Raw genomic sequence first — 4,169 nt, forward strand, 5'->3', positions numbered from 1 at the left:
AACGAACAGAAGGGCTTTCATCGCATCCTCCGCAGGGCGATCACTGCGAGCGGAGTCGTCGCGAGGCCGATGAACGACCAGATGCCGAGGAAGATCAGGACGCCGGTCATGCCGCACCGCCCTCGAAGCTCTTGACCCGCTGCTCCCATGAGTTGCGTGCCGCGTCAGAAAGATTCACGCGGACGTCCCAGTTGGAAGCGCTCTCCTCGGCGATCTCAAGCAGGATCGGCACTACGTGCAGCGCCATCATCTTCAGCGCCGACATCGCGATCAGGAACAGGTGGTCAGTCGACTTGACCGCACTGAAATACCAGTCGACGACCCCATCGATGCTGTCCTCATCACCTGCATACGCGGCGAGGTCGAACGCCAGCCGGGTGCCGAACAGCTCCTTGGCTGCGATGCTCGGAAGCGCCAGCATTCCCGCCAATTCGCCGGTCTCGCTATTGATTCCAGGCAGGGCGGACCACAGGCTGTCCCACGGCTCTTCGCAGGACGAAGCATCGCGCGCGCGTTCGGTTCGATCGCGCATCTCCTGGAGGCGTTCGGGCTGCGAAGCCCGCGCGGCCGATATCGCCGCTATCAGCGCCGTCATCGCATCCGCACGTTTGGACGCAAGGTCGCGGGCGGTTTCGATCAGCTCGTCCTCGGTCATGCCGACTCCCCCGCCGAGTAGTACCTCGTCCAGATGTCTTCCATCAGCGCCCGGTCCGACTCGGTGTAGGCATTCACCGGACGCACCTGACCGTTCGCCGTCTCCAGCGGGTACTGCTTCGGCTCGACACCGTGCTCCAAGATGTAGGCCGCCTTCACGCGCTTACCGAACGGCCCGGACACCGCCTTGATGCGCTGCCTGCTCAACCCCTTCTCCTCCAAGAAGGTCTGCGCATACAGCGGCGTGGTTGCCTCATCGAGCTCGGGAGCTTCACCGAGGCCGCGAGCGAGGACCAGCCGCGCTTTGGTCTCCAGGTGGCCCTCGTCTATCAGGCCGCGCGCCGCCTGGATGAGCTGCAGGCGACGAGTCGACAACTCGATCACATCGACGGCGCGCTCGATCCGCTCGGCCTGATGGGTGCGGATCGCGAAATACGCTTGGGCGCTGGCGATTGCTGGCTTGCGAGGGTCGCCATTCATGACCGTCAGATAGGCGGCGAAGCGGGAGAGCTCGAAGTCTTCCCGCTCCTGCTTACCCAGGTTGCCGACGTCGACAAGCTGGCCGACCTGCACAAACTCGCGGGAGACGTCCGCACCGGAGTTCTTTGCGGCGATCTTGGCGCGGTCGACGGCAGCGGCGAAGTTGCGCCATGTCTCGTACTCGACAAGCTTGCACAGGTCACGGGCGAGCCAATACTCGGAGCCGTCGGCACGTGTGCGGCGGATCGCGTCGAACGAGGACGCGTCGCGGCGGGCGATCTCGGCGCTCATGCTGCACTCCCCTGCCGTTTGCGATCACGTGCGGCCTTCTCACGGTCGGCGCGCTCCCAGCCGCGAATCAATGCGACAGCCGGGTCGAGGTCGGACGGCTTGAACTTCGCCATCTGGCGGTCGATCCATGCCTGCATCGCAGGGTCGACAGGCGCGCTCATGACAGCAGCTCCGCGGGAATGAGTTCCGACATGGGTCGATCCAGCACTCCCGCAATCAGGTGCAGCTCTGGGACGGTGAACGAATGGACTCCGCGTCCTTGCAGCTTCCTGAGAAGGGTGGTCAAGGGAATGCCCGTCTCGGATGAGATCTGCCGGGCGCTGATTTCGGCGTCCCGTAGAGCCTGCGCTACGGTCGCCCCTAGCAGTTCGCCCGATTGCGTTTGCTCCATGTGGATCACTTTATGCCACAAACGGAGCACATAGCAAGGGCTAATCGTCACCGATTCGGATCACAATTTGCGCCATTAGGTTGCCCCCAGCCACCCCGGCCCCCAATAATTGCCCGCATGGATGCATCGCAGGCCAATGCGCTGATCGGCGCGAACCTTCGCGCCCTGCGCGCGAAGAAGGACTACAGCCGGGCGAAGCTCTCCGAGCTCTCCGGGGTGCCAGTCATCACGATCAGACGAATCGAGGACGGGGAACGAGCGGTATTGACAACTACGCTGATCGTCCTGTGCCGCGTACTAGATGCCGACGCGAGCGAGTTTCTAGATGTCGTGCAGCGTGAGCTCAAGGAGATCGGAGGCGCGGCAGCCAGCGAGTGATGCCGCGACTACCACCTGGCCGGCGCTGAAATGCAGCTGGCCATCTAAGCATCGGCGGAGGTCCCTGGCCTCCAAGCCGAGCGCTCGCTCGACCGCATCCGGATCTAGTTGCCCTAAATGGTGAGCTAGATCCGCCAGTGAAATCTCCGCCATGGTGCACCCCTGAACCCGGCATGGTTAATGCCTCGCGATCGGCCCCGACACCGAAAGTTGTTGATAACTTGACCAATCAAGCCCCGATAGTATCGGCCAGCTAACCCAGTGGCCAGACGTTCGATGGAAAACACGACGAATTATCCGGACCGTTATGTTCGTTTGAGGTGACAGGCCCGCTCACTCCCCGCAAACTCCATATCAAACCTATTGCGTGTCATGCGATCCACGCAGCTTGCCCAGCCTCGAGAGGCTCACCGGAAGCCTCAGCACTCAAACCGCCTGACTTCCATCAGAATCCAAACCGACTCGACGGTTCCGTTATCCCACCAGCGCTCCGATAGGGTCAACCTCCACACCGACCGCGCTGTACCGACCGCGACGCACAACGGGAACGATCATCACCGACATCACCCGTCGGACAACCTCTCGCCGCTGGACCAGATCCCGTTTCGCCCACCGTTTCCGAGCGTCAGGTCCGACAGCGTCCGCCACCACCGGGTCACCGATCATCGCCTTCATTCTCTTGTCGGCCTCTGCGATCTGCACGTTTATCTCATCCTCGTACGCTCCGACAACCAGCGCTGACAGCGGCGGCTTCTTGCGGGCCGCATCCCGCACAAAGTTCTTCAGGTTCGCGCGAAGCTCCGCTATCTCCGTCAGCTCGTCGTCGATAGTCCTCCCGCCAACCTCCTCTTCAACTGCGTTCAGCTGCGCCAACGTTTCCGGGCGCTCCAGTAGTTGCAGCAGCAGCTCCTCCACATGCGCATCCACCCGGGCGATACTCCGGGCTACATGACCTGCCGGGCACGCATAGTTGTCCAGCACGCACCCTTTCCGCCGCCGAGGCTTGGCCACTACCCGCTCTGAACACACACCACATCTTGCTATGTGACTCAGCAGATAGGCGGGCCCGCTCCCCCTGTGCGTGACGCGCGCGGGATTCGTCAGCAGCGCCCTTAGCCGTGTGTGTTGGTCGAGCTTTATCACGCCCTTCCATGTCGCCTTCCCTGTCACCTCGCCTTCATGGGTCCGCAGCCCGGCATAGGTCGGATTGATGAGGATCAGCCGCAGCGTGCGAGCGGTTAGTTCACCTTTCCCGCCGGCCTCCTTCCATGCGGGCGCAAGATCCTTGCTCACCGAGTACAAGGACTCCAGCCGAAGAACTCGTTCGGCCCCGGCCCGGATGATCTTCGCTTGAGCCTTGATCGGCTTGCGTCCGACCGCCTTTCCGGTGTCCTTGTCCCAGACGATCTTGTAGCCCCGAGCGAGGCGCCCGTGTGGCGTCCCTGCATCTACTTTGTCCTCGAAAGACCTATTGACGGCGTCACTGATGTCATCGGATAAGCCTTCCGCGCGAAGCGCATCGGCGGCAGTGGCCTGGCGATCGGCGCTCTTGCTCAGGTCGTAGGTTCGCTGCCCGTAGCGCCACAAGGCTCTGGTGTCGATGCACAAACGGCGAAGAAGCACGTAATCATCGAGATCGCGGTGTGCGCGGTTGTTGGCGAAGGTCCACAGCATCTCCGCGCCACCGTTGCGGATGAAGTCCATCGCAGCAATGAACCCCGGGCGCTCTTGCACCTTGCGGTAGCGCGATGCCGACAGTTTGTCGCTGAACACCGCAACGACCACCCAGCCGTTCTCGGCGCAGTCGCGACGGCCTACCTTCTCTTGCTCTCGGATGGAACGGTCACCGGGCTTCGACACTCGCGCGTAGATCACGACACGGAGCTGAGCTGCGACCCTCAGGCGTGCGCGCTTTCCGGATACTGCCTGGTCAGTCATGGATTCAATGTACACCCTAATGGCTTTTATTCACCGA

At 62.3% G+C, this 4,169-nt stretch carries 6 protein-coding genes; 1 reads left to right on the top strand and 5 read right to left on the bottom strand.

The features are described from left to right. Positions 1–106: 106 nt before the first annotated feature. From AB0M74_RS34770 to AB0M74_RS34785, 4 genes are read right to left on the bottom strand one after another with little or no spacing between them, the layout of a single operon-like run. The gene (locus tag AB0M74_RS34770; RefSeq protein ID WP_366530555.1) at positions 107–655 is read right to left on the bottom strand and encodes a hypothetical protein; all 549 of its coding nucleotides are present in this window, start codon (positions 653–655) and stop codon (positions 107–109) included. Continuing rightward, the gene (locus AB0M74_RS34775; protein WP_366530556.1) at positions 652–1,425 is read right to left on the bottom strand and encodes a phage antirepressor; all 774 of its coding nucleotides are present in this window, start codon (positions 1,423–1,425) and stop codon (positions 652–654) included. The genes AB0M74_RS34770 and AB0M74_RS34775 overlap by 4 nt, the downstream gene beginning before the upstream one ends. Continuing rightward, positions 1,422–1,586, bottom strand: a complete 165-nt coding sequence (locus AB0M74_RS34780; protein ID WP_366530557.1) for a hypothetical protein — start codon at positions 1,584–1,586, stop codon at positions 1,422–1,424. The genes AB0M74_RS34775 and AB0M74_RS34780 overlap by 4 nt, the downstream gene beginning before the upstream one ends. Continuing rightward, positions 1,583–1,816, bottom strand: a complete 234-nt coding sequence (locus AB0M74_RS34785) for a hypothetical protein (protein WP_366530558.1) — start codon at positions 1,814–1,816, stop codon at positions 1,583–1,585. The genes AB0M74_RS34780 and AB0M74_RS34785 overlap by 4 nt, the downstream gene beginning before the upstream one ends. A 117-nt stretch (positions 1,817–1,933) precedes the next feature. On the opposite strand from AB0M74_RS34785, the gene AB0M74_RS34790 reads away from it, so the two are divergent. Further along, positions 1,934–2,194: a helix-turn-helix transcriptional regulator gene (locus AB0M74_RS34790; protein ID WP_366530559.1), complete on the top strand. Its 261-nt coding sequence runs from the start codon at positions 1,934–1,936 to the stop codon at positions 2,192–2,194. Between the two features lie 474 nt (positions 2,195–2,668). On the opposite strand, the gene AB0M74_RS34795 is transcribed toward AB0M74_RS34790, so the two are convergent. Next, positions 2,669–4,132 (bottom strand): recombinase family protein, encoded by a 1,464-nt coding sequence (locus AB0M74_RS34795; protein WP_366530560.1) that lies wholly within the window; start codon positions 4,130–4,132, stop codon positions 2,669–2,671. Positions 4,133–4,169: the final 37 nt, after the last annotated feature.

Source organism: Nocardia sp. NPDC051463, assembly GCF_040681975.1.
Classification (GTDB): Bacteria; Actinomycetota; Actinomycetes; order Mycobacteriales; family Mycobacteriaceae; genus Nocardia.